The sequence below is a fragment of the Gordonia terrae genome (assembly GCF_001698225.1).
Taxonomy (GTDB): domain Bacteria; phylum Actinomycetota; class Actinomycetes; order Mycobacteriales; family Mycobacteriaceae; genus Gordonia; species Gordonia terrae.
On sequence record NZ_CP016594.1, the window covers coordinates 1,624,342 to 1,647,637 of the forward strand.

23 protein-coding genes and 1 pseudogene are annotated in these 23,296 nt (G+C 67.3%); 20 read left to right on the plus strand and 4 right to left on the minus strand.

Annotated features, from left to right (window positions below):
* The first annotated feature begins 503 nt into the window (after nucleotides 1–503).
* The 9 genes from BCM27_RS07380 to BCM27_RS07420 all read left to right on the plus strand — a co-directional run bounded on the left by BCM27_RS07380 (nucleotide 504) and on the right by BCM27_RS07420 (nucleotide 9,656).
* Nucleotides 504–1,370, plus strand: a complete 867-nt coding sequence (locus BCM27_RS07380) for an ABC transporter permease (RefSeq protein ID WP_033203691.1) — start codon at nucleotides 504–506, stop codon at nucleotides 1,368–1,370.
* A gap of 5 nt (nucleotides 1,371–1,375) precedes the next feature.
* Nucleotides 1,376–2,467, plus strand: coding sequence for a taurine ABC transporter substrate-binding protein (locus BCM27_RS07385; RefSeq protein WP_004020074.1), 1,092 nt, complete (start codon nucleotides 1,376–1,378; stop codon nucleotides 2,465–2,467).
* Nucleotides 2,448–3,269, plus strand: coding sequence for an ABC transporter ATP-binding protein (locus tag BCM27_RS07390; RefSeq protein ID WP_004020073.1), 822 nt, complete (start codon nucleotides 2,448–2,450; stop codon nucleotides 3,267–3,269). Before BCM27_RS07385 ends, BCM27_RS07390 begins: the two co-directional genes overlap by 20 nt.
* A 261-nt stretch (nucleotides 3,270–3,530) precedes the next feature.
* On the plus strand, nucleotides 3,531–4,436 hold the full coding sequence (locus BCM27_RS07395; protein ID WP_004020072.1) for a TauD/TfdA dioxygenase family protein: 906 nt from the start codon (nucleotides 3,531–3,533) through the stop codon (nucleotides 4,434–4,436).
* 173 nt (nucleotides 4,437–4,609) lie between these two features.
* On the plus strand, nucleotides 4,610–5,005 hold the full coding sequence (locus BCM27_RS07400; RefSeq protein WP_004020071.1) for an ArsR/SmtB family transcription factor: 396 nt from the start codon (nucleotides 4,610–4,612) through the stop codon (nucleotides 5,003–5,005).
* Entirely contained in the window at nucleotides 5,002–5,496 is a 495-nt protein-coding gene (locus BCM27_RS07405; protein WP_004020069.1) for an SRPBCC domain-containing protein, read from the plus strand. The genes BCM27_RS07400 and BCM27_RS07405 overlap by 4 nt, the downstream gene beginning before the upstream one ends.
* Nucleotides 5,497–5,506: 10 nt before the next feature.
* On the plus strand, nucleotides 5,507–6,085 hold the full coding sequence (locus BCM27_RS07410) for a maleylpyruvate isomerase family mycothiol-dependent enzyme (protein ID WP_004020068.1): 579 nt from the start codon (nucleotides 5,507–5,509) through the stop codon (nucleotides 6,083–6,085).
* Between the two features lie 42 nt (nucleotides 6,086–6,127).
* On the plus strand, nucleotides 6,128–7,573 hold the full coding sequence (locus BCM27_RS07415; protein ID WP_004020067.1) for a sigma 54-interacting transcriptional regulator: 1,446 nt from the start codon (nucleotides 6,128–6,130) through the stop codon (nucleotides 7,571–7,573).
* 79 nt (nucleotides 7,574–7,652) lie between these two features.
* Entirely contained in the window at nucleotides 7,653–9,656 is a 2,004-nt protein-coding gene (locus BCM27_RS07420; protein WP_004020066.1) for a vWA domain-containing protein, read from the plus strand.
* Between the two features lie 52 nt (nucleotides 9,657–9,708).
* Here BCM27_RS07420 and BCM27_RS07425 read toward each other — a convergent pair whose 3' ends face one another.
* Nucleotides 9,709–10,212 carry a hypothetical protein gene (locus BCM27_RS07425; RefSeq protein WP_110117406.1) on the minus strand — a complete coding sequence of 168 codons (504 nt, stop codon included), beginning with the start codon at nucleotides 10,210–10,212 and terminating at the stop codon, nucleotides 9,709–9,711.
* Nucleotides 10,213–10,608: 396 nt separating this feature from the next.
* On the opposite strand from BCM27_RS07425, the gene BCM27_RS07430 reads away from it, so the two are divergent.
* Nucleotides 10,609–11,247: a DUF1707 SHOCT-like domain-containing protein gene (locus BCM27_RS07430; RefSeq protein WP_004020064.1), complete on the plus strand. Its 639-nt coding sequence runs from the start codon at nucleotides 10,609–10,611 to the stop codon at nucleotides 11,245–11,247.
* A 4-nt stretch (nucleotides 11,248–11,251) separates the two neighbouring features.
* On the opposite strand, the gene BCM27_RS07435 is transcribed toward BCM27_RS07430, so the two are convergent.
* On the minus strand, nucleotides 11,252–12,187 hold the full coding sequence (locus BCM27_RS07435; protein ID WP_033203689.1) for an AEC family transporter: 936 nt from the start codon (nucleotides 12,185–12,187) through the stop codon (nucleotides 11,252–11,254).
* Between the two features lie 61 nt (nucleotides 12,188–12,248).
* Here BCM27_RS07435 and BCM27_RS07440 point away from each other — a divergent pair, with 61 nt between their 5' ends.
* The 4 genes from BCM27_RS07440 (at nucleotide 12,249) to BCM27_RS07455 (ending at nucleotide 15,174) form a co-directional block, all read left to right on the plus strand.
* Complete coding sequence (locus BCM27_RS07440; RefSeq protein ID WP_004020062.1) at nucleotides 12,249–13,013, plus strand: DUF4190 domain-containing protein; 765 nt, start codon at nucleotides 12,249–12,251, stop codon at nucleotides 13,011–13,013.
* A gap of 152 nt (nucleotides 13,014–13,165) precedes the next feature.
* Nucleotides 13,166–14,095: a DUF4190 domain-containing protein gene (locus BCM27_RS25855; protein WP_004020061.1), complete on the plus strand. Its 930-nt coding sequence runs from the start codon at nucleotides 13,166–13,168 to the stop codon at nucleotides 14,093–14,095.
* 178 nt (nucleotides 14,096–14,273) lie between these two features.
* Nucleotides 14,274–14,447 (plus strand): 50S ribosomal protein L32, encoded by a 174-nt coding sequence (rpmF, locus tag BCM27_RS07450; RefSeq protein ID WP_004020060.1) that lies wholly within the window; start codon nucleotides 14,274–14,276, stop codon nucleotides 14,445–14,447.
* Between the two features lie 118 nt (nucleotides 14,448–14,565).
* Nucleotides 14,566–15,174: a trimeric intracellular cation channel family protein gene (locus tag BCM27_RS07455; protein ID WP_004020059.1), complete on the plus strand. Its 609-nt coding sequence runs from the start codon at nucleotides 14,566–14,568 to the stop codon at nucleotides 15,172–15,174.
* Between the two features lie 81 nt (nucleotides 15,175–15,255).
* On the opposite strand, the pseudogene BCM27_RS07460 reads toward BCM27_RS07455, so the two are convergent.
* Both BCM27_RS07460 and BCM27_RS07465 read right to left on the minus strand, forming a co-directional pair.
* Nucleotides 15,256–15,908, minus strand: a pseudogene (locus BCM27_RS07460) (hypothetical protein); the annotation flags it as partial.
* Nucleotides 15,909–16,046: 138 nt separating this feature from the next.
* Nucleotides 16,047–16,817, minus strand: a complete 771-nt coding sequence (locus BCM27_RS07465; RefSeq protein ID WP_004020057.1) for an SDR family oxidoreductase — start codon at nucleotides 16,815–16,817, stop codon at nucleotides 16,047–16,049.
* A 189-nt stretch (nucleotides 16,818–17,006) separates the two neighbouring features.
* Here BCM27_RS07465 and BCM27_RS07470 point away from each other — a divergent pair, with 189 nt between their 5' ends.
* From BCM27_RS07470 to BCM27_RS07495, 6 genes are all read left to right on the plus strand, one after another.
* Nucleotides 17,007–17,930 carry an AurF N-oxygenase family protein gene (locus tag BCM27_RS07470; protein WP_004020056.1) on the plus strand — a complete coding sequence of 308 codons (924 nt, stop codon included), beginning with the start codon at nucleotides 17,007–17,009 and terminating at the stop codon, nucleotides 17,928–17,930.
* The gene (locus BCM27_RS07475; protein ID WP_004020055.1) at nucleotides 17,930–19,549 is read left to right on the plus strand and encodes an FAD-dependent oxidoreductase; all 1,620 of its coding nucleotides are present in this window, start codon (nucleotides 17,930–17,932) and stop codon (nucleotides 19,547–19,549) included. Before BCM27_RS07470 ends, BCM27_RS07475 begins: the two co-directional genes overlap by 1 nt.
* An 82-nt stretch (nucleotides 19,550–19,631) precedes the next feature.
* Nucleotides 19,632–19,985 carry a DUF2834 domain-containing protein gene (locus tag BCM27_RS07480; protein ID WP_004020054.1) on the plus strand — a complete coding sequence of 118 codons (354 nt, stop codon included), beginning with the start codon at nucleotides 19,632–19,634 and terminating at the stop codon, nucleotides 19,983–19,985.
* Nucleotides 19,986–20,092: 107 nt separating this feature from the next.
* Complete coding sequence (locus tag BCM27_RS07485) at nucleotides 20,093–20,440, plus strand: hypothetical protein (protein ID WP_033203836.1); 348 nt, start codon at nucleotides 20,093–20,095, stop codon at nucleotides 20,438–20,440.
* On the plus strand, nucleotides 20,440–22,950 hold the full coding sequence (nirB, locus tag BCM27_RS07490; RefSeq protein ID WP_004020052.1) for a nitrite reductase large subunit NirB: 2,511 nt from the start codon (nucleotides 20,440–20,442) through the stop codon (nucleotides 22,948–22,950). Before BCM27_RS07485 ends, nirB begins: the two co-directional genes overlap by 1 nt.
* Entirely contained in the window at nucleotides 22,947–23,282 is a 336-nt protein-coding gene (locus tag BCM27_RS07495; protein ID WP_004020051.1) for a Rieske (2Fe-2S) protein, read from the plus strand. The genes nirB and BCM27_RS07495 overlap by 4 nt, the downstream gene beginning before the upstream one ends.
* The last annotated feature ends 14 nt before the right edge of the window (nucleotides 23,283–23,296 follow it).

Genomic DNA, 23,296 nt, shown 5'->3' on the forward strand with positions numbered 1-23,296 from the left:
CTCGTCGCTTGCGCTCCTCGCACCTCAGGGGGCGGGGGAGGTCTCGTCGCTTGCGCTCCTCGCGCCTCTTTTTGACCGCTAGGGTAAGTCGTGGTCGCTGCAGTTGCGAGACTGCGGTCGACGATGAACCACTGATGTGGCTGTCGGGGAACCACTGTCGACCCCAAAGTGGCACGAGCACTCGCCGACTGGAACGACGTGTGGAACGCTTGTCCACGGGACGCCGATCTCGACGACGACGAACCCGGCTGGACCGCGACCGGTCTGTTTTTAACGCTCGGGTTCGGTCCGCGCTGACGGGAGTCGCCGAAGTCGCCGTGCGGTCCTGCACCGGCGGGCTTCCTGAACCCTGCGCCTTGAACGCCAGCTCCCTGAAAGCGCCGCCACTGCGAAAAGATCGCGCGACATGCACACGTGGCCGCTTTTGTAGGTATCGGACGGGAGTTTTCCTCTCGACGACGAAAACTCTGTTCGTGGGGGTTTGCGATGTCTAGACATGCACGGTGACCTTGTTTGTGGACATCACCCCGGAAGAAGCGGGTGGTGGGGCGGAGCGCACGTCGCCCGGTGGTTCTTCGCGCGTGCGATCCCTGTTGACCCGGGTGGGACTCCCGCTGCTGTCGGTGGTGGTGTTCGCTGCGGTGTGGCAGCTCGTCGCCGTCAGCGGGATCTGGAGCGAGACCTTCGTGCCGCGTCTCGGCACGGTGTGGCAGGCCTTCGTCGACATGTCCACCACGCACGACGGCGTCCGCGGTTACGCCGACTACTACTGGTGGGAACACCTGTACATGACCCTGCGCCGGGTCTTCGCCGGCGTGGCCATCGGTGTGATCCTCGGAGTCCTGCTCGGACTGGCGATGGGAACGGTGGTGTCCCTCCGGCGACTGCTCGAACCGTGGCTGACGTTCCTGCGCGCACTGCCGCCGCTGGCCTACTTCTTCCTGCTGGTCATCTGGCTCGGCATCGACGAGGCTCCCAAGATCACGCTGCTGGCCCTGGCCGCGCTGCCGCCTGCCGCGGTGGCGACCACCGCCGCGGTCAGTGCCGCGCCGGTGGGTCTCATCGAGGCGGCCCGCGCGCTCGGTGCGTCGCGGTCCGAGGTGATCCGCGACGTCGTCGTACCGTCGGCGCTGCCCGAGACCTTCACCGGTGTACGGCTTTCGGTCGGCATCGCCTACTCCTCGGTGGTCGCGGCCGAGCTGTTCAACGGCATTCCCGGAATCGGTGGCGTGGTCAAGGACGCCAGCAACTACAACAACACACCCGTCGTACTGGTCGGCATCATCGCCATCGGTCTGTCCGGACTGATCATCGACGGGCTCCTTCGAACAATCGAGCATCGAGTGGTGCCGTGGCGCGGAAAGGTCTGAGGGACATGAGCTTCACACACAGGGGGACCGGCTCGAGCCGGCTCGGGCGATCGAACGGACTGCGCCGCTCGCGGTTCGGTGCGGCGCTCGGGGTGATCGCTGCGATCACACTGATACTCGCCGGGTGCTCGGTCGACAACTCCGGCGACGACAGCAAGCCGACGATCCGGCTCGCCTACCAGTCCTTCCCGAGCGGCGACCTCATCGTCAAGAACAACGGCTGGCTCGAAGAGGCCCTGCCGGACTACAACATCAAGTGGACCAAGTTCGACTCCGGTGCCGACATCAACACCGCGTTCGTCGCCAAAGAGGTCGACTTCGCCGCCATCGGCTCCAGTCCGGTGGCCCGCGGACTGTCCGCGCCCTTGAACATCCCGTACCAGGTGGCCTTCGTCCTCGATGTCGCGGGCGACAACGAGGCGCTCGTCGCGCGCAACGGAACCGGGATCAACACCGTCGCCGACCTCAAGGGCAAGCGGGTGGCCACGGCATTCGCCTCCACCGCCCACTACAGCCTGCTCGCCGCGCTCGACCAGGCCGGCGTGAACCCGAAAGACGTGGACCTGATCGACCTGCAACCGCAGGCCTCGCTGGCCGCCTGGCAACGCGGCGACATCGACGCGGTCTACACCTGGCTGCCCACCCTCGACGAATTGCGCCAGGACGGAAAGACTCTCATCGCCAGTCGACAGTTGGCCACCGCCGGCAAGCCCACGCTCGACCTCGGGGTGGTCTCCAGTGACTTCGCCGCGGCGAACCCCGACGTCGTGAACACCTGGCGTCAGGTCCAGGCCCGGGCGCTGACCCTCATCAAGGACGACCCGCAGGCCGCGGCCGACGCCATCGCCGCGCAGCTGGGTACGACCCCGGAGGATGCGGCCAACCAGCTGAAGCAGGGCACCTACCTCACCGTCGCGGAGCTCACGAGTCCGACGTGGCTGGGCACGCAGGGCAACCCGGGCAATCTGTCCGAGAATCTGCACAGCGCAGCGGTGTTCCTCGCCGAGCAGCAGCAGATCCCCGCGGCCCCGCCGATCGAGACCTTCCGAGATGCCATCTACACAGAGGGATTGCCGGGTGTCCTCGAGCAGCAGTAGCCAGATCGTCGACACCGGACGCTCCGCGGGTGAGCGCGGCGCGATCCGCCTGCACAACGTGTCCCAGCGGTATGGGACGGGTGCGGACGCGGTGACCGCGGTCGGCCCGGTCGATCTCGACGTCCCGCCGGGGGAGTTCCTGGTGCTGGTGGGTGCATCCGGATGCGGCAAGTCCACCCTCCTGCGGCTGATCGCCGGGTTCGAGCCCGCGACGTCGGGTGAGGTGGTGGTCTCGGGCGCTGTCCCGGTGCCCGGGGTGTCCTCGGGTGTCGTGTTCCAGCAACCGCGTCTGTTCCCGTGGAAGACCGTGGGCGGCAACGTCGATCTCGCACTCAAGTATGCGAAGGTCCCGAAATCCGAACGGGCGGCGCGCCGGGACGAACTCCTCGAACGGGTCGGATTGGACGACACCGCCCACCGGCGCATCTGGGAGATCTCCGGCGGTCAGCAGCAGCGCGTCGCGATCGCCCGCGCGCTGGCGGCCGAGACCTCCCTGCTCCTGCTCGATGAGCCGTTCGCGGCGCTGGACGCACTGACGCGAGAACGGTTGCAGGAGGATGTGCGTGCGGTGAGTTCCGACAACGGACGCACCAACGTCTTCGTCACGCACAGCGCCGACGAGGCGGCCTTCCTGGGCAGCAGGATCGTCGTGCTCACCAAGCGTCCCGGACGTGTCGCGCTCGATCTCACCTCGCCGTTGCCACGCACCGGCGTCGAACCCGAGGAGCTGCGGGGTTCGCCGGAGTACGCCGCGTTGCGCGCCGAGATCGGAGCCGCCGTGAAGGAAGCCGCAGTGGCCTGAGGCCCGCCCTTTTCCTCACCGTGGGCTCAACCCTGTCCGGCGGCGCGGCGGACGGATAGACAGTACGGGTGTCCACCACCACCGTTCCGCGCGCCACGAGGCCCGGTCGCTCATCGAGCGCTCCGGGGTCACATGGGGGTCCGGTCGGCGGTGGGAAGTGCACTCTCCACTCGATGAACTGGGCGGACGGCTCCCACCACGGTTCGCCGCCGGCGCACCCCGCTCCCACCCTCGCCTTCCTCGACCCGGAGAACGATCCTCATGACCACCACCGCACACCCCGTCGCCACCGCTTCCCGTACTGACGCCGGAACCATCTCCAGCGGAGTCGAATTCGACATCGACGAGTTCGGTCCGAGTTTCGGCGCCGAGATCCGCGGCGTCGACGTCGCATCCGCTTCCGATGCGCAGGTCGCCGCGCTTCGGCAGGCGCTGATCGACTACAAGGTCATCGTCCTGCGCGATCAGGATCTCGACGACGCGGCGCACATCCGATTCGGAAATCGATTGGGCGACCTCACCTTCGGGCACCCGGTGTGGAACAGCGGCGACGTCCCCAATGAGGTCTACTCGCTCGACAGCGCCGACAACGGATTCGCCGACGTCTGGCACACGGACGTCACCTTCATGCCGCGTCCGCCGATGGGCTCGATCCTCCGCCCAGTGGTGTTGCCGCGCAACGGTGGTGACACCAACTGGGCGGACGCCGAGCTCGCGTACCGGTCGCTGTCGGAGCCGATCCGCCGGATGATCGACGGACTCAGTGCCGTGCACGACGGCAACCGCGAGTTCGGTTACTACCTCAAGCAGCGACGCAACGGCCGCGGTAACACGTGGGACGGCGAAGAGGTCACCGAGCTGGTGCCGGTCACCCACCCGGTGGTGCGCATCCACCCCGAGACCGGACGGAAGTCGTTGTTCGTCAATCCCGGCTTCACCTCGCACATCGACGGTGTCTCCGAGGCGGAGAGCCGCGGCATCCTCGACCTGCTCTACGCGCATCTCACCAAGCCCGAGCACATCGTCCGTCACCGCTGGCGTCTGGGCGACCTCGTGCTGTGGGACAACCGGAACACGCTGCACTACGCGAACCGCGACTACGGCGATGCCCGCAGGGTGATGCATCGGATCACCCTGCGTGGCGAGGCGCCCATCGGGCCCGCCTGACCGCACCCACCCTCGACAACTCCCACCCTCGGCCGACCGGCCGGTGGTGGGAGTTGTCGTTTGCGGGGCCCGGGGTTCTCTCCAAGCCGCCCTGGCGGGTATTCAACCAAGGGGTTGACAACGTCCCCGGAGGGGCGCACGATCGTATTCAACCAAACGGTTGAGGAGTTCGGATGGCAGACGAGTTGTCCAAGGTGTTCGCCGCACTCGCGGACCCCACGCGGCGCGACATGGTCGCGCGGCTGGCGGTCTCGGATGCGACGGTCAGCCAGCTCGCCGAGCCGTACGACGTCAGCATCCAGGCCGTCTCCAAGCATCTGAAAGTGCTCGAGGACGCCGGCATGGTGACCCGCACCCGGGAGGCCCAAACCCGTCCGGTCCATCTGGAAGCCGAGGTGTTCGACCTCATGACCAAGTGGATCGAGCGGTATCGGAAGCGGGCGGAGGGGCGCTACCAGCGCCTCGACGCGCTGCTCGCCGAGATGAACGACGGCCCCGAGGCCGAGAATCCGACAGCGCCGGACCTCGAGGTCGAACAACCACTCCACAAGGAAGGAAAGGTGTCATGACCGCAACCCAGACCCGCTATCCCGAGGCCGCCATCGAAGCCGATCAGGAGGTGCCGCTGATCCGGATCACCCGCGACTTCCGCGGGACCCCCGCGCAGCTGATGAAGGCCCACACCGATCCCGAACTCTTCGTCCGGTGGGTCGGACCGGAGGCGATCAGCAGCCGGATCGTCGAGTGGGACGTCCGTGACGGCGGCAGCTGGAGTTATGTCTCCACCCACGAGGGACAGGAGTTCGGATTCCGCGGCTGCTTCCACACCGTCGGCGAGGACAAGATCGTCCAGACGTTCACGTTCCTCGGCATGCCCGACGCGGTGTCGCTGGAGACCCTGTGGTTCGAGGACCTCGGTGACGGCACGACGCGACTCCACGCCCAATCCCTCTGCGACAGTTTCGAAGCCCGTGACGGCTGGCTCGCCTCCGGCATGGAGGTCGGCGTCAACGAGGGCTACGCCGCCCTCGACCGCATGCTGTCCGACGGCACGGTCTGAGTCCCCGGACATGACCATCGCAGACTTGGACGCCGCTGCGCGCCACCGTGACGTCGCCGCCGGTTTCGCGGACGTCATCGCCGGCGTCAACGACTGGAACGCCCCGACGCCGGTCGACGGATGGGTGGCGCGCGACGTCGTCGCCCACCTCGTCGACTGGTTCACCGGGTTCCTCGCCGCCGGCGGCGTCGAGCTCCCGGCCGGCCCGACCGTCGCCGACGACCCGGCCGGGGCGTGGTCGGCGCATGCGTCGGGGGTTCAGGCCCTTCTCGACGGACCGTCGGCCGAGGACACATTCACCCACCCGATGGCAGGCGAACACCGCCTCGCCGACGCGGTCGACCAGTTCTACACCGCCGACGTGTTCATGCACACCTGGGATCTCGCGCGGTCCCAGGGCGCAACTCCCGATCTCGACCCTGCGTTCGCTGCTCGCCTCCTCGGCGGCATGGCGTCCATCGACGAGATGTTGCGCAGCTCGGGCCAGTACGGCCCGAAGGTCGAGGTGCCCGACGATGCCGACGTGGTGAGCCGGCTGATGGGCTTCATCGGACGCGACCCGGCCTGGACGCCCGCACCTGCCGGGTAGGCGACCGCAACGGCGCAGACGCAGATCCCAACTCGGAGTAGCGTGGATCAGGTGCCAGAGGACAACGTCACCACCCATGGTTCTCAATCGACCGAAACCCGCCACCCGTCGCCCCGGACCCTCGGCGAACTCCGTGCCAGCGGCCACGTGCAGCGCAGCATCCGCGACGAGATCCGCAACAACCTGTTGTCGGCGCTCCGCGCGGGCCGCGACCCCTGGCCCGGCATCGTGGGCTTCGAGGCGACCGTCATCCCGCAACTCGAGCGTGCGCTGATCGCAGGCCACGACGTCGTGATGCTCGGCGAGCGCGGCCAGGGCAAAACGCGCATCCTGCGCACGCTCGTCGGCCTCCTCGACGAGTGGACGCCGGTGATCACGGGTTCGGAGCTGGGCGAGCACCCGTATGAGCCGATCACCCCGGGATCGATCCGGAAAGCTGCCAACCTCCTCGACGACCTGCCGATCGAATGGCGGCACCGTTCCCAGCGATACAGCGAGAAGCTGGCGACGCCGGACACCTCGGTCGCCGATCTCGTCGGCGACATCGACCCGATGAAGGTGGCCGAAGGGCGGAGTCTCGGCGACCCGGAGACCATCCACTTCGGGCTCATCCCGCGCGCGCATCGCGGCATCGTCGCCATCAACGAGCTGCCCGACCTCGCCGAACGCATCCAGGTGTCCATGCTCAACGTGATGGAGGAGCGCGACATCCAGGTCCGCGGCTACACGCTGCGCCTGCCGCTCGACGTCCTCGTGATGGCCAGCGCCAACCCGGAGGACTACACCAACCGCGGTCGCATCATCACCCCGCTCAAGGACCGCTTCGGCGCCGAGATCCGCACGCACTACCCGCTCGAGCTCGACGACGAGGTGTCGGTCATCGAGCAGGAAGCCGACCTCACCGCCAGCGTCCCGACGTTCATCACCGAGATCCTGGCGCGGTTCACCCGCTACGCCCGCGACCATCCCTCGATCGACCAGCGCTCGGGGGTCTCGGCGCGATTCTCCATCGCCGGTGCCGAAACCGTTGCCGCGGCAGCACTTCACCGTGCGACCGTCACCGGTGAGGACCAGGCGGTCGCACGGGTCGTCGATCTCGAGTCGGTGATCGAGGTGCTGCGCGGCAAGATCGAGTTCGAGTCCGGTGAAGAGGGTCGTGAACTGGAGATCCTCGAACACCTGATGCGCAAGTCCATCGCCGACGCCGTGCGGGCGCATCTGGGCGGTATCGACATGGCGCCGCTGGTCTCCGCACTCGAGGAAGGCGAACCGGTCGTGACCGGCGATCGTGTGCGGGCGGGCGACCTGCTGGAGTCCATCCCGTCGCCCGACACCACTGCGGCAGTCCTCGACCAGATCGCCGATCGGCTGGAGGCCGACAGCGAGGGGGAGCGGGCCAGCGCCGTCGAATTGGCCCTCGAGGGCCTGTTCCTGGCTCGTCGCATCGGCAAAGAGGCCGACGAGACCGGACAGACGATCTACGGCTGACATTTTCTGTCCCCTGAGGTGCGAGGAGCGAAAGCGACGAGCCACGAAGGGCGCCGCATCGAAAGAATAGGGAGAACACATGGCGCGCAAGAGCTTCCATCGTTCGCGCTACCAGCGGTACACCGGCGGGCCCGATCCGCTGGCGCCACCGGTCGATCTGCGCGAGGCGCTGGAGACGATCGGCGAGGACGTGATGGCCGGCGCCTCGCCGCAGCGTGCCCTGCGGGAGCTGCTGCGTCGCGGGACGCCGGACATGCGCGGACTCGACAAGCTGCGCGAACAGATCAACCGTCGCCGGCAGGAATTGCTGAAGAAGCGGAACCTCGACGGCACCTTCGCCGAGATCCGCGAACTCCTCGACCGCGCGGTTCTCGAAGAACGCAAACAGCTCGCGCGTGATCTCGACGACGACGCCCGGTTCGCCGAGATGCAGATCGGCAGTCTTCCGCCGTCGACGGCGCAGGCCGTCGAAGAACTGTCGGAGTACGACTGGCGCAGTCCACAGGCTCGCGAGGACTACGACAAGATCAAGGACCTGCTCGGCCGGGAACTGCTCGATCAACGTTTCGCGGGCATGAAGGAAGCGCTCGAGGGTGCGAACGAGCAGGATCGGCAACGGATCTCGGAGATGCTCGGGGATCTGAACAAGCTCCTCGAGGCGCACAACCGGGGTGAGGACACCGCGGAGGCGTTCGACGAGTTCATGGGGAAGCACGGCGAGTTCTTCCCGGAGAACCCGCGCAACACCGAAGAACTCATCGATTCGCTCGCCCAGCGGGCGGCCGCGGCGCAACAGTTCTACAACTCGCTGACCCCTGAGCAACGGGCCGAACTCGATCAGCTGGCGCAGCAGGCGTTCGGCTCGCCCGACCTGATGAACCAACTCGCGCAGATGGATTCGCAGCTCCGGGCGGCCCGGCCCGGTCTCGACTGGGACAACGCGCAATCCTTCTCCGGCGATCAGCCGATGGGACTGGGTGAGGGCGCCGCCGCCCTGCGTGACATCTCCGAACTCGAAGCGCTCTCCGAGCAGTTGTCGCAACAGTACGCGGGCGCGCAGATGGACGACATCGACCTGGATGCGCTCGCCCGCCAGCTCGGCGACGATGCGGCGGTCGACGCCCGGATGCTGGCCGAGCTCGAGAAAGCGCTGTCCGAACAGGGATTCTTCGACCGCACCGCCGACGGGCAGCTGCGCCTGAGTCCCAAGGCGATGCGTCAGCTCGGTCAGTCGATCTTCCGGGACATCGCCGAACAGCTGTCGGGCCGCCGCGGCGATCGCCAGACCCGCCAGACCGGGTTGCTGGGTGAGCCGACCGGCGCCTCCCGTGAGTGGGAGTTCGGTGACACCGATCCCTGGGATGTCACCCGCACCGTCTCGAATGCGGTGCTGCGCACCGTCTCCGAGACCACCGAGCCGTCCTTGGCGACTTCGGAGATGGCGCGGTCGGGTGTGCGCATCGATGTCCGCGACGTCGAGGTCTCGGAGACCGAGAGCCGGACACAGGCGGCGGTCGTGCTCCTCGTCGACACATCGTTCTCGATGGAGATGGAGGGCCGGTGGACGCCGATGAAGCGCACCGCGATCGCCCTGAACCACCTGATCTCCACCCGTTTCCGCAGCGACGAGCTGCACCTCATCGCGTTCGGCAGGTATGCGCGCTCGATCGACATCGCGGAGCTGACTGGTCTGCAGCCGCGCATGGAACAGGGCACCAACCTGCACCACGCGTTGCTGCTCGCGCAGCGGCACCTACGACGGTTCCCGAACGCTCAGCCGGTGGTCCTGGTGGTCACCGACGGAGAGCCCACCGCGCATCTCGATCCCAGCGGGGAGCCGTTCTTCTTCTATCCGCCGCACCCGCAGACCATCGCGCTCACGGTCCGCGAACTCGACCATGTCGCCCGAATCGGCGCACAGGTCACGTTCTTCCGGCTCGGCGAGGATCCCGGGCTGGCGCATTTCATGGACCAGATCGCGCGCCGGATCGGCGGACGCGTGGTGGCACCGGATGTCGACGGTCTCGGCGCCGCCGTGGTCGGCGACTACCTACGGGCTCGAAAGGGCCGTCGCCGCGGCTGACTTCGATCAGCCTCCGCCGCCGCCGCGCGACGATGTACGACGGATGGCGTCGTCAAGCCGTCGCCGGCTTTCGGCCGGCGACGATCCAGAGCACGATGCCCACCAGCGCGAGCAGACCACCGAGTCCACCGCCGAAGACCGCCAGCAGCACACCCCCGACGCCGCTGAAGATGCCGGATGCGTCCAGCGATGCGACGACGGCGGGCGAATCGCATCGGAACGAGTAGGTGCCGGATTCGACGACCTCGAAGGAGTCGAACGATTCGACTCCGGAGCCGTCGAAGGTGAACTCGGTTGTCGTGTTCGTCCCCGGTGCCAGCGCGGCGGGACCGGTGATCTCGCAGGCGGGCACGCCATTCGAGGCGCTGGTGCTGAACAACTGGAACTCGTCGCCGGCGTCGTAGTACTGCTCGGCGGTGGGATCGACCTGGAACGCCTTGTCCGCCTGGTCGACCACGTTCCCGATGCCGGCGACCGCGAGGATCACCCCCACCGCGACGGACAGGACCAGGATCACCACACCGACCAGCGTGAGGATCTTTCCCCATCGTCGCATCCCGGCGCGGTCCTTCCGCGGCGGAGGGGGCGGCGGGTAACCACCGTAGGGGCCGGGTTGCCCGAAGCCCCCCGACGATTCGTATCCGCCGCCCGGGAAAGGCGGCTGCTGGGGATATGAGGAGCCGTACGGCGACTGGTGTCCCGAGGGGGTCGGTCCCGGCTGGCCTGCGCCGGGCCGGCCCGGGTCGTGGGGCTGGCTCATCTTCGCCTCCGATGGTCGCCGGCCGGCCGTCCCGCCCGGACCTGATGAATTATGCCGCTCAGCGGGGGCTTTCGTCGGCCGGTTGGGCAGCCGGGTCGTCGTGACGAGAGCGCGGCCCGCTCGGCACTCGGGGTCGACTCCGGGAAAGATCAGGGTGGTCGAGCAGGACTCGGCCCACTAGGGTCTGCAGACGTGACCGAACCCGGCGAACTCCCGATTCCCGACGACCGTCGAGCCCGGCTCCGTGCCGCGGACGCGGACCGCGAACTGGTCCACGAGATCCTCTCCGCCGCCATGGCGCACGGCAGTCTCTCACCTGTCGAGTACGAGGAGCGCGCCGGAAAAGCGGTGCTCGCCAAGACCTTCGGTGATCTCGATGCACTGACCGACGATCTGCCGGTCGCGCAGCTCGGCGTCGCCATGCCCGCGGCCAGCTTGTCACCCGGGCCGCGGGTGACAGGTGGGAGCTCGGATGCAGCCGTCCGTCACCGACTGGCGATCATGTCCGGAAGCGAGTTGTCGGGGACCGCGGTGGTCGCCGATCAGCTCACCGCCACCGCCATCATGGGCGGGGTCGAACTCGACCTGCGGGAGGTGGAGTTCACCGCTCCGGTACTGACGGTGCAGTGCGTGGCGATCATGGGCGGCGTCGAGATCAAGGTGCCCGACGGGGTCACCGTCGAGATCGGGGGACTCGGCGTCATGGGTGCTTTCAGCGGCAGATCGCAGAAGGCGTCTCGCCCCGGTGCACCGGTCGTGCGGGTGACGGGACTCGCGCTGATGGGCGGCGTCGACGTCAAGTACGTGCCCCGCGACGAGCCGGACGCCTGACCGGTCACGCGAGCAGGAGCGCGACCACCATGATGGTCGGAATCGACGCGAGGGTCGTGATCAGCGCCGTGTCCCGGGCGAGGATCTGCCCGCGCCGGTAACGGGTGGCGTACACCAGGACGTTCTGTGCCGTGGGCAACGCCGCGATGACGACCTGGGCGAACAGGGCCTCGCCCTGCTGTCCGAAGCCCCAGCGGGCGACCACATACACGGTGATCGGCATGACGATCATCTTCAGAACACTCGCCAGCGCGATGTCGCGGCGGGGGCTCTGCCCCTTCTTGAACACCGCGACGCCGGTCAGCGACAACCCGAACGCGAGCAGGGCCGCGGGTACCGAGGCGTCGCCCAGCATCTTCAGCGGCGACATGACCGCGGCCGGCGGCGTCCAACCGATCAGCGAGAGAGCCAGTCCGGCGAGTCCGCCGACGACGATCGGATTGGTGATCGGGGCGACCAGGGAGTCCCGCAGGAGTGAGCGCCCCGAGTCGCGGTCGAGTGCGGTGAGATCGAGTGCGAGCAGTGCCACCGGTGAGTAGATCAGGATCTGGAACAGCAGCAACGGCGCGATGAACGACGCGTCGTCGAGCACGAAGATGGCGATCGGCAGTCCGAGGTTCACACTGTTCACGTAGGACGCCGACAGGCCGCCGATCACGAGTTCGGGGACCGCGCGTCGAAGCCAGAGTCTGGCGATCACCACGTAGACGACGCCCATGAGGAATGCGGTGCCACCGGCGATCACGAGCGTCGCCGAGAAGACGACCGACAGGTCGGAGGTGACCATCGAGTGGAACAGGAGTGCCGGGGTGAAGACGAAGAACACCAGGCGGGACAGGACTTCGTGCGCATGGTCGCCGATGACACGCGTGCGCCCGAGGACGTAACCCACCCCGACTACAATGAAGATCACCGTGAAGCCGGAGATGACGCCAGACACCGGTCGAGTCTAGTCGTTAGGCTGGTGAACACATTGTGTCGGATCTACATGGGGGTTGTGCGTGAGTTATCCACCGGGACAGGGTTCGGGCCAGGGCCAGGACGACTGGGGTACGGTGCCGAGTTCGGGGTCCTCGGGCAGTTCCGGCCCCAACCTCAGCAAGGGTGACCAGGGCCAGGGTGCCGCTCCGGAGTACGCGCCGACCGAGTACGGCCAGACCTACCAGCCGGGCCCGTCGTCGGACCCCTACGGCCAGAATGCATACGGCCAGAACCCCTACGGGCAGAACCCGTCCGGCCAGAACGTCTACGGCCAGGACCAGTACGGCCAAAGTGCTTACGGATCGCCGGCCGGCGGCCAGGGGTACGGGACGCCGGGCCAGGATCCCTACACGCAACCGCCCGGCGGGTCCTACGGTCAGTACAACGATCCGTACCAAGCAGGCCAGGCGCCCGCCTACGGGAGTGCGTACGGGTCGCAGAACCCGTACGGCGCAGCGCCCTACGGCGGCGGTTACGGATACGCGCCACCGCAGAAGAGCACCAATGGCAAGGCCATCGGGGCGCTGATCTCGGGAATCGTCGGGCTGGTGATGCTCGCCGCGTGCTTCCTCATCTCGTTCCCGGTCGGCATCGCCGCGGTGGTCCTCGGTGTCATGAGCCGACGCGAGGTCGAGCAGGCGGGGGACACGCAGACCGGATCGGGCATGGCACTCGCCGGGATCATCACCGGCGCTCTCGCCATCGTCGGCGCGATCGTGTGGGTCGCCATCATCATCGTGGCCATCGCGGCCGGGAATTCCACGGACTCCGTCTACTACTACTGAACGAATCTTGGGCCGTTCCGGGATCGTGATCATCGACTTCGGCCCAGTTCGGAGCCCCTTTTCACTAAGCTGTGCAAGATGCACGGCCGGGTGGGCGTGCACGCATCTCCCCGCGTCGTCCTGCTGCGGCGCAGCTTGGTGAAAGGCATCCGATGACCACTCCGACCGAGGGCAGCGATCCGACGGATCCGGCCTCATCACCCAGACCGCCCACGGACTCCTCGGCGACCGACCCGTCGCCGTGGGAACCGACCCAGAAGGCGTCGGTTCCCGACGCCGCGCCGGACTCGGTTCCGGTGACCTCGACACCCGGGGCCGGGCCCGATGACACGGAGATTCCCGAGTCTCACAGTCCGGCCGACGGTGTCACCCAGGTCATCCGTACCGACGGCGTGTCGAATCCGCAGTCTGCGCAGCCGGTTTCGCCGCCACCCACCGCAGGCGGCCCGCCACCCTCCGGCCCGCCCCCGTCCGGTTATGGCTCGACCCGCGTGATCTCGACGCGGCCGCCTTCGGGACCGCCACCGGGACCGCCGCCGCCGCCTCCTCGGCAGGGCCCTGGCCCGGAGCGGGGATTCGGTCCGGAGCAGGGATTCGGCCCGCAGCATGGTCATGTCCAGCAGCCGGGCCACGGTCAGCACCCGGGTCACGACCAGTCCGGCCGGCCGGGCTACGGCCCCCCGCCGGGTTACGGCCAGGCCCCGCAGGGGCCTGCTCCGGGTCGGCACGGGCAACCGTTCCCCCCGCCCGGCGAGGGCCGCTCTGCCGAACAGGGTCCGGCCGAACCGCGCTCCGCCGATCCGTCTCAGGGCGGCGCAGACGGCTCGTCGACCAACACACTGGCCGTCGGCGCCCTCGTGGCCTCGCTGCTGGGTCTGCTGTGCAGCGGGATCGGCGGCATCGTCGGACTGGTGCTCGGGATCGTCGCACGCAAACAGATCGCGGCGTCGGGCGGAAGGCAGACCGGCGACGGTATCGCGCTCACCGCGATCATCATCGGCGCGTTCATCCTGGTCGTGTGGATCGCGTACTGGCTGGTGATCGCACTGACCGACCTGCAGTCGCCGTGGAGTTACTTCTGAGAAGTGCACGATCGGAGGCCGGTGGGTCCGCCATTTTGGAGCTGGACGTCCTCGCCAGGTAGTCTGGTCCAGTTGTGTGCCGCGGCCGCGTCGGGTCGACGGGCGCACTCAGGGGCCGACCAGTGACGCATGGCGTCGCCATCGACCACGCAGACCACAGTAGGAGAAGGGCTCAACCATGGCTGTACCGAAGCGCCGGATGTCGCGGGCGAACACCCGTAGCCGTCGTTCGCAGTGGAAGGCGGAAAACCCCGCACTGCAAGAAGAGAAGGTGAACGGCGTCCCCGTGCGGATTCCGCGTCGTCTGGTCAAGGCGGCTCGCGCCGGCCTCATCGACCTGGACCGTCGCTAGCCGCGTTCGGTCGCCGTTCCGGCACCGCACTGACATACCGATGACCGCCTCCGGTCCCACCGGGGGCGGTCATTCGTGTGCCGGTGGTCGTCCCTGTTCCTGATCCAGAGGTGATCTCGTGCTGCTCGACGTGCTCAACTTCGCGGGTATCGCGGTGTTCGCGGCGTCGGGCGCGATGCTCGGGGTCCGCAAGGACTTCGACATGTGGGGGATCATCACCGTCGGCGTCCTCACCGGTGTCGGCGGCGGGGTCCTGCGTGACGTACTCCTCGGGATCACCCCGCCCGCATCGATCAACGGATGGGGTCCGATCGTCACCGCGACCATCGCCAGCCTCGTCGTCTTCTTCTTCCATCCCGCGTTCACCGCTCTGCACCGGTCGATCCTGGTGCTCGACGCCTTCGGGATGGGGCTCTTCGCCGCGACCGGGGCGAGCATCGCCCTCGACGTCGGGGCGAGCGCCTTCGCCGCGACGACCGTCGGTCTCCTCACCGCGGTCGGCGGCGGGATGCTCCGCGACGTGATCTCCAATGAGATCCCACTCCTCCTCCAGCCGTCCGATCTCTACGCCGTGCCGGCGGTTCTCGGTGCCGCCGTCGTCGCCGTCGGTGCCACGTATACTTCTGCGCCGCACTGGATCTGGCTCGTCGTCGGGTCGGTTCTCGCGACCGGTCTCCGGCTGGTGAGTCTGCGGTTCGCGCTGAAGCTCCCGACTGCGCGACGGTAACGCCCCGCAAACCCACCCCTTTTCCGTGAACCCACCCGGGCCGAGTGCGGTGAGTTTGCGGAAAGAGGGTGGGTCTGCCGGTCACTCGAATCCGCCGAGTCGAAGCGCCTTCGTGATCTGCTCGTAGAAGCGGGCCTTGTCGGCGAGGTCCGGCCAGGTCCACCGGACGACGATGTACCCCTGCGCGCGCAGCTTGTCCTCACGCGCCTTCTCTTTGACCACCGTCTGCCAGGCGGGCTCGTTGCCCACGCCGCCGCTGTAGTTGACCATCCCGTCGAACTCGCCGACCACCGTGTTCGCCAGCAAGAAGTCGACGCGAGCGATGAGCCTGCCGTGGTCGTCGACGATCTCCACCTGTTGCCGGGGTATCGGCAGGTCGGAGACTCGAGCATGATTGCACGACTGAGGGATTCGCCGACACTCTCCGACGACGCGTTCGCGTGCGCCATCGCTCGGCGAAGCATCTCGACCCCCTTGAATCCTCGGCACGAGTCGAGGATCCGTCTCATCCGGTCTGGATCGGCATCGCGTCGAAGGGCGGCATCGAGCACCGCGAGGGCCTGCCGGTTGGTTCCCAGTCGGGCGACATCGCACGCCGTGCGCTCGATGGACGTCACCGTGACCCCGTCGATGACCTCGATGTCCTGGGGGTCGACGACGGCCTGATGTCTGACGATGTTCCTGGCCCGTTTCCCGACTATCGGCGACGTCACATGAACCTGCGACAGGTCGGGCCCGTAGGTCCATTCGTGTCAGACGCACGAACGCCCGTCCGGACCCAACTTCCGACAAACCCACCCAATTTCCGTGAACCCACCAGGTTTAAGCGCGGTGAGTTTGCGGAAAAGGGGTGGGTTTGCGGGGGTGCGGGACTACTGGGCGATGTACTTGTTGACGGTCCGGTTGAGGAAGTTCGGGATGAACTTGGCGGCGTTCTGGAGGACGAGGGTCTGCGTGCCGACGGAGTAGCTGGTGCGATGCAGCAGCTTGTCCTGGCGGGTCGGGTGCACCGACTCCCAGATCTTGTCGGCGACCTGCTCGGGGGTGATACGGATGCCCAGCGTTTTCGTCGACTTCGCGCCGCCGGTCGCGAGCGCGGTCTTGGCCCAGAGCGGCCAGATGCTGACGACGCGGATGTCGTCGTGCTCCCACTCGAGCTCGAGTGCCTCGGTGAGGCCGGCGACGAAGAACTTGGTGGCCGAGTAGACCGCGATGCCGGGCTGGCCGTAGATGGCCGACGCCGATCCGATGTTCACCAGGTGCGCGCCCGGCGTCTTCTTCAGGTACGGGTGCGCGGCCTGAGCGCCGAGCGCGACGCCGAGGGCGTCGATGTCGATCTGACGCTTGATCTGATCCGGCGAGATGTGGTCGATCTGGCCCTCGTGGAGGATGCCGGCGTTGTTGTCGAGGACGTCGAGTGTGCCGCCGGTGTGCGAGGTGAACTCGGCGAGGGCCTCGGCCCACTGCTCCGGTTCCCGGACGTCGATGGTGCCGGTGATGAAGTCGGGATGGTCTGCCTTCACCTTCGCCAGCGCGTCGACGTCGACGTCGTAGACGCCGACGGTCCATCCTTCACGGCCGAAACGTTCCGCGGTGGCGAGACCGATTCCGGCGGCGCCGCCGGTGATGAAGATGGAAGGCATGCGAACTCCTAGTCGGTGAACAGAACAATTGGACGTCGATGACCTGCGACGATCGTGCTCGGTGTCGAACTTACCGGTGAGTATATTCGTCGATTCGTTTACTCGGTCACACGGCGGTGCTATCTTGACAACACGCATTGTCATTACATCGATCATTGTCACGATCGACGACCGGGAAGCGAGTGCTCCATGACCGCCGCGATGGAACGATCCGAGAACGTCATCAGTCTGCGTGACCAGGGAACCGAAGAGGTCTCGGCACGGTTGCTGGCATCGGCCGCCCGGTTGTCACGCAACGCGATGACCGAGATCGACTGGTCCAAGCCGATGGACCCCACCAAGTACGGGTGCAGCCCGGAGTGGTCCTCGCTGTACGGAACCGCGTACTGGGACGAGCTGACCGAGGAGCAGCGCATCTCGGTGACGCGCCACGAGTTCGCGTCGATCATGAACATCGGGATCTGGTTCGAGATGATCCTGCAGGAGATGGTCATCCGCGACCAGTACCTCGGCGACTACCACGGGTCGGAGTTCCAGTTCGCGCTCACCGAGGTCGCCGACGAGTGCCGGCACTCGCTGATGTTCGCCAAGGCGTCGGAGAAGATGGTCGGCGCGTCTTACCACCCGTCGAAGAAGGTCTCGCGCCTCGGCAAGATCTTCATGCAGACCGCGAAGAACGAGGTCGCCTACGCCGGCATCCTGGTCGCCGAAGAGGTCTTGGACGTCTTCCAGCGCGGCTGCATGCGCGACGACCGGGTGCTCGACTTCATCCGCACCGTGAACGAGATCCACGTCCTCGAAGAGTCGCGCCACATGAAGTTCGCGCGCGAAGAGGTCCGTGACTCCCTGGAGGGCGTCAGCTGGGCGCGCCGCCAGTTCAGCGCATTCGCGGTCGCCGTCGGGGCCTACTTCATCGTGACGAGTCTGGTGCAGCCCAAGGCCTTTGCCGACGCCGGACTCGATGTCGACCGTGCTGTCCGGGAGATGCGCAGCAATTCGCACTTCCACTCGATGATCCGCAGCAGCTGCGCCCACCTCATGGAATTCCTCGACGAGGTGGGACTGCTCACCAAGCCGGCCATGCGGTACTACCGGAAAGCGCACATGCTCTGATGTTCGTCATCACCCAATCATGTTGTAGCGACGCGGCATGCGTCGCCGTGTGCCCGGTCAACTGCATCCATCCGACGCCGGAGGAGCGCGGCTTCGGCAGCTCCGACATCCTGCACATCGATCCCGAGGCGTGCATCGACTGCGGCGCCTGCGCCGACGCCTGCCCGGTCGACGCGATCTATCCCGCCGACAAGCTCGGCACCCGGGACAAGGTCTTCATCGACATCAACGCGGACTTCTACAAGAACAACCCGGATGTCCGGTCGGGCTGGGCGCCCATCGGCGAGGACTCGGAGTCGACGGTCACCTATCCGGACGTGCCGAAACTGCCTGCGGGACTCCGCGTCGCGCTGGTCGGCACCGGGCCCTCCGGCGGTTACGCGCTGCGCACGCTGCTCGATCGGACCGAGGCGCGGGTCACCGTGATCGACAAACTCCCGACGCCGGGCGGGCTCGTGCGCGCCGGGGTCGCCCCGGATCACCCGGGCACCAAGGGCGTGCTCCGCGGCTTCGACCTGCTCTACCGCGATCCCCGGGTCACGATGCTCACCAACGTGACCATCGGCGACGGTCGAGACCAGATCACGCCCGCCGAACTGGCCGACCACTTCGACGCCGTCTTCTATGCGGTTGGCGCGAGTGAGTCACGGCGACTGGGCATTCCGGGCGAGGACCTTCCGGGCTCGACCTCGGCCACCGATCTCGTGGCCTGGTACAACGGGGTGCCCGGCGTCGACGCCGGGCCGCCGTTGCGTCGCGGAACCTCCGACGACCCGGCGGTGGGCCGCGCGGTCGTCGTCGGTACCGGCAACGTCGCTCTCGACGTCGCGCGCATCCTGGTGTCGCCGCCGGAGCTGTTGGCCACCACCGACATCGCCGACCGTGCGCTGGACCTGCTGGCCGAGCAGAACGTGCACGAAGTGGTTCTGCTGGGTCGTCGCGATCAGGCCTCGGCGGCCTACACCGCGGCCGAATACCGTGCGCTGTCGGAGATCCCGGGCGTCGAGGTCGAGGTCATCGACGAGGTCGACGGTGCCGACCTCTCCAGGTTCCGTGAGCCGGCCGATCCGAATCGCCGCCGAATCGTGTTCCTGTTCCACAGCAGCCCCGAAGAGATCACCGGTGATTCGCAGGTCGAGTCCGTCACGGTCCGCACCGGCGAGGGACGTCACCACATCGCGACCGATCTCGTCGTGCGCTCGATCGGCTATCGTTCGACCCCGATCCCCGGGCTCACCTTCGACGATGCGCGCGGAGTCTTCAGCAACGTCGACGGCCGCCTCGTCGACGAGACGGGCGCGATCATCCCGGGCGGTTATGTGCTCGGCTGGGCCAAGCGCGGACCCAGCGGTGGGATCGGCGCCAACAAGATGTGTGCCACGCGAACCGTCGAGGACTTCCTCGCCGATGCCGCGGCGGGACGTATTCGACGCACCGATCGCGAACCCGGCGCGTTCGGCGCCCTGGTCCGCAAGCGCGTCGCGACGGTGATCGGCTACCGCGGAATGCGTGCCATCGATCGACGTGAACGTCGTCGGGGCCTCGAGCAGGGGCGACCGCGGGTGAAGTTCACCCAGGTCGCCGAGATGGTCGGCGCCGCCGGGTGGCGCCGGACCTGAGGTCCATCGTCGGCGCGGAATCCCTCCGCGCCGACGCTCGACCGTGGCACGATCGGGGTTCCGGCATGTCGAGGGAGGCGCGATGACGACGACCGATACCGACAAGAAGTGGCGCGAGCGATCGTTGCTCGTGGTCTTCGTGGCTGCGCTGGTGACCCAGAACGCCATCGCGATTCCCTACGTGCGAAGTAACGGTCCCGAGTCGGTGAAGGACTTCTTCGTCGGCGACATCCTGAGGACGACTCCGGGCCGGTTCGCGATGGTGGACCTCACCTTCGTCGTCATCGGCTTTCACCTGTGGGCCTTCGCCGAAGCCCGCCGGCTCCGCATCCTGCCCTGGTGGGCCGCGTCGGTGGCGCTGACCTTCGGGGTGGGTATCGCCACCGCGATCCCGTTCTTCTTCCTCGCGCGGGAGCGTGCGCTCGGCGCGCGATAGTCCCGTTGCCCGCGCTCTCCTCGGCGGGCGGGCCCGGTGAGAACCAGACAACGTCGCCGTAACACCGAGGCAAGTCGCATTTCATGCGCCTCGCGGATAGTGGCGACATGTCGAGCACTCCACGTTTTCTGCAGGGTGTCCATGCGTTCGCCGGCTCGGGTCTGTCCAAGCCGGGGCCGATCGACGCGTCGCTGACCTTCGTCGTGCCGTCGGGAATGACGGCTCAGCCGTTGTACTTTCGCGGCGGTAACAGCTCCGACGAACTCATCTGCGTGACCCTCGTGCGCGACGGCACCCCGATGCGGATGTTCCCCATGGGGGCGAAGTCGTCGGTCAATGTGCCGTTGCGGGTCGTCGAGGACGTGGAACCCGACAGCACACTGGAACTCCTGCTCGCTGCGCCCGAGGGGGCGAGCGGCGAGGTCGTCGTCGACTTCGGGATGGTCGTCTTCTGATGGGCGGCGAGTACGCGACGCCTGACCGGGAGGCGGTCCGCAGGCTGGTGGTGGTCGGCAACGGCATGGCCGGCGCGCGCACCGTGGAAGAGATCATCTCCCGGGGAGGCCGGGATCAGTTCGACATCACCATGATCGGCGACGAGCCGTACGGCAACTACAACCGGATCATGCTCAGTCACGTGCTGGCCGGTGAGGCCGCGGTCGACGACGACGATCTGATGCTCAACCCGATGGCGTGGTACCGGGAGAACGACGTCACTCTCCACTCCGGTGATCGTGCCGAGTCGATCGACCGGTTCGCCAAGACGGTGACCTGCGCGAGCGGACGGATCATCGGATTCGACGTGCTGATCGTCGCCACCGGGTCCCACACGTTCTTCCCGAACATGGACGGACTGCGCGAGTCCGACGGCCGGCTCGCGCGCGGGGTGTTCGGCTTCCGCACCATCGAGGACACCAACGGCATGCTGCAGATGGCGGCGTCTCGTGACGACGTGCGCGCGGTGGTGATCGGCGGTGGGTTGCTGGGACTCGAAGCCGCTTATGGCCTTCGGACGCAGGGGCTGGCCGTCGACGTCGTCCACTCGCCCGGGCATCTGATGAACCAGCAACTCGACGAGCGCGGCGGCAAGGTGCTGCGCAACCAGATCGAAGCGCTCGGGGTCGGTGTCCACACCGGCAAGCGGACCACCGCGGTCCTGCGCAACGACGACGGGACCGTTGCCGGTGTCGGTTTCACCGACGGGGATTCGCTGCCCGCCGACATGATCGTCGTGACCGCCGGCATCCGCCCCAATGTCGAGATCGCCCGCGGCGCGGGCCTGGTCGTCGAACGCGGAATCGTCGTCGACGATCAGATGCGTTGCGAGGACGAGGCGTTCATCTACGCGGTCGGCGAATGCGCGCAGCACCGCAGCGAGGTGTACGGTCTGGTCGCGCCGCTGTGGGAGCAGGCGGTGGTGCTCGCCGACGTGCTGACGGGCGCGAATCCGGCTGCGGAGTACCATGGTTCGCGCCTGACCACCAAGCTCAAGGTCGCCGGCGTCGACGTCGCGGCCATGGGTGTCAAGGGCCCCGAACGCGAGGACGACGAGTTCGTCCAGTTCTACGAACCGCGCAACGGCGTCTACAAGAGTGTGGTGGTCCGCGACAACAAGCTCATCGGAGCGATGCTGCTGGGGGACATCTCGAAGGTCAATTTCCTCACCCAGGCATTCGACGACAAGGTCCCGCTGCCGGACGAGCGCATCTCGATGCTGTTCGACCTGGGCACGCCCAGCGCCGAGACCGGGGCGGCCGAACTCGCCGACGACGTGCAGGTGTGCAACTGCAACGGGGTCACCAAAGGTGACATCGTTGCCTGCGTCGCGTCGGGGTGCACGAGCGTGGGGGATGTGTGTGCGAAGACCCGCGCCGGCAAGGGTTGTGGGTCCTGTAAGGGTCTCGTCGCCGACATCGTCGAACTGGCCGCGGGCGACGCGCTCACCGCCGACGCTTCGGCCGACTGGTACGTACCGGCGATCCCGTTGACGAAACCCGAACTCATCGCCGCCATCCGACGGCAGAACCTTCGGTCGGTCAGCGAGGTGTTCGACAAACTCGCACCCGATGGTGAGGACGCGACGGCCAAGATGCCGCTCGCATCGCTGTTGCGGATCATCTGGGGCTCGGACTGGAAGCGCGAACCCGGTGCACTGTTCGTCAACGACCGTGTGCACGCCAACATCCAGCGCGACGGCACGTTCTCGGTGGTTCCCCAGATGAAGGGCGGGGTGACCTCGCCCGATCAGTTGCGCAAGATCGCCGACGTCGCCGAGAAGTACTCGATCCCGATGATCAAGGCGACCGGTGGACAACGACTGGACCTGCTCGGCGTGAAGAAGGAAGACCTGCCGAAGGTCTGGGAAGATCTCGGCATGCCGTCGGGGTACGCCTACGGCAAGAGTTTCCGAACCGTGAAAACCTGTGTCGGAACCGACTACTGCCGATTCGGACTCGGCGATTCGACGCAACTCGGCATCGACATCGAGACCCGGTACCAGGGGCTGGAGTCGCCGGCGAAGCTCAAGCTGGCGGTGACCGGCTGTCCGCGCAACTGCGCGGAAGCGCTGTGCAAGGACTTCGGTGTGGTCGCGATCGGTGACGGCAAGTGGGAGATCTACGTCGGTGGCGCCGCAGGCGCGCACATCCGCAAGGGTGACCTGCTCGCGACGGTCGACTCGGCCGACGAGGTGATCCGGTTGTGCGGCATCTTCGTCCAGTACTACCGCGAGCAGGGCAAGTGGCTGGAGCGCACATACTCATTCGTGCCGCGCATCGGCATCGACGAACTCCGCGCGATCATCGTCGACGACCGTGACGGACTGGTGGCGGGGTTGCAGGAGGGGATCGACGCCGCAGTCGAGGCCTACGTCGATCCCTGGCTCGATCGCGCCGAGCCGAAATCACCCGCGCAGTTCACGTCGGCGCTGCCGCTGCTTCCGCTGCCCCAGGTGCCGGTCCGATGACCAGCGTGTCGGTGGACGCCGGCGTCGTCGTCGGTCCCATCGCGGATCTGCAGATCGGCGAGAGTCGGGCATATGCGGTGCAGGACAGACAGGTCGCGGTGTTCCGGCTGACCGACGGGACCCTGCGCGCCACCGACGCCGTCTGCCCTCACCGCGGGGGACCGCTCGCCGATGGCCAGTTCGATCTGGGCAGGGTCGTCTGCCCGTTGCACCAGTACGCCTTCGGCCTCGCCGACGGTCGATGTACCACGGACGGAATCGGTTCCGTCGGCGTCTACCGGGTCGAGGAGCGCGACGGGGACATCGTGCTCTGGTTGGATAGCGCTCCCTGAGGAGGCACGGAGCT

Coding starts and splice junctions, on each gene's coding strand:
- BCM27_RS07470 (WP_004020056.1), top strand. CDS start 17,007: ATGACCGCCGCGATGGAACGATCCGAGAACGTCATCAGTCTGCGTGAC.
- BCM27_RS07405 (WP_004020069.1), top strand. CDS start 5,002: ATGACCGCAACCCAGACCCGCTATCCCGAGGCCGCCATCGAAGCCGAT.
- BCM27_RS07400 (WP_004020071.1), top strand. CDS start 4,610: ATGGCAGACGAGTTGTCCAAGGTGTTCGCCGCACTCGCGGACCCCACG.
- BCM27_RS07395 (WP_004020072.1), top strand. CDS start 3,531: ATGACCACCACCGCACACCCCGTCGCCACCGCTTCCCGTACTGACGCC.
- BCM27_RS07410 (WP_004020068.1), top strand. CDS start 5,507: ATGACCATCGCAGACTTGGACGCCGCTGCGCGCCACCGTGACGTCGCC.
- BCM27_RS07485 (WP_033203836.1), top strand. CDS start 20,093: ATGTCGAGCACTCCACGTTTTCTGCAGGGTGTCCATGCGTTCGCCGGC.
- BCM27_RS07385 (WP_004020074.1), top strand. CDS start 1,376: ATGAGCTTCACACACAGGGGGACCGGCTCGAGCCGGCTCGGGCGATCG.
- BCM27_RS07420 (WP_004020066.1), top strand. CDS start 7,653: ATGGCGCGCAAGAGCTTCCATCGTTCGCGCTACCAGCGGTACACCGGC.
- BCM27_RS07495 (WP_004020051.1), top strand. CDS start 22,947: ATGACCAGCGTGTCGGTGGACGCCGGCGTCGTCGTCGGTCCCATCGCG.
- BCM27_RS07475 (WP_004020055.1), top strand. CDS start 17,930: ATGTTCGTCATCACCCAATCATGTTGTAGCGACGCGGCATGCGTCGCC.
- rpmF (WP_004020060.1), top strand. CDS start 14,274: ATGGCTGTACCGAAGCGCCGGATGTCGCGGGCGAACACCCGTAGCCGT.
- BCM27_RS07425 (WP_110117406.1), bottom strand. CDS start 10,212: ATGCGACGATGGGGAAAGATCCTCACGCTGGTCGGTGTGGTGATCCTG.
- BCM27_RS07465 (WP_004020057.1), bottom strand. CDS start 16,817: ATGCCTTCCATCTTCATCACCGGCGGCGCCGCCGGAATCGGTCTCGCC.
- BCM27_RS07480 (WP_004020054.1), top strand. CDS start 19,632: ATGACGACGACCGATACCGACAAGAAGTGGCGCGAGCGATCGTTGCTC.
- BCM27_RS25855 (WP_004020061.1), top strand. CDS start 13,166: ATGACCACTCCGACCGAGGGCAGCGATCCGACGGATCCGGCCTCATCA.
- nirB (WP_004020052.1), top strand. CDS start 20,440: ATGGGCGGCGAGTACGCGACGCCTGACCGGGAGGCGGTCCGCAGGCTG.